Annotated in this window: 1 protein-coding gene; it reads left to right on the top strand. The window is 63.9% G+C overall.

Annotation, left to right across the window (positions count from 1 at the left end; genetic code table 11):
* Positions 1-213, top strand: a 213-nt coding sequence (locus AB9F29_RS22220) for a hypothetical protein (RefSeq protein ID WP_369757290.1), incomplete at its 5' end; no start/stop codon positions are given.
* Positions 214-294 lie beyond the last annotated feature (81 nt).

The raw sequence follows: 294 nt of genomic DNA, 5'->3' as shown, positions 1-294 counted from the left end.
GTGAAATATTCCGGCATGTCCACGGCTGACGAGCTGGCGCTGATTGGCCAAAAAGTCGCCTTTGAAAACTGGGTGGTTATGCGCACCGAGGGCATCCGGCAGGAAGCCGAGCGGCGGATGCTGGCGGCCCCCACATGCGATGACGTTCTGCAGGCCGTCGACTGGGCCTATGCCGAGAGCGCGACTGCCGTCGCCGAGGCGCAAACGCTCTAGGCGTGCCTGGGGCCAGTCCCCCAAACCAATCCTGACACCAACCTTGGCGCTAGAGCGCGCCCGAACACACGGAGTGCCGAT

Origin of the sequence: Falsihalocynthiibacter sp. S25ZX9 (assembly GCF_041205405.1) — a bacterium.
GTDB lineage: Bacteria > Pseudomonadota > Alphaproteobacteria > Rhodobacterales > Rhodobacteraceae > Falsihalocynthiibacter > Falsihalocynthiibacter arcticus.
The sequence above is the reverse complement of the archived record's forward strand: the minus strand, read 5'-3'. Positions and strand labels throughout refer to the sequence as shown.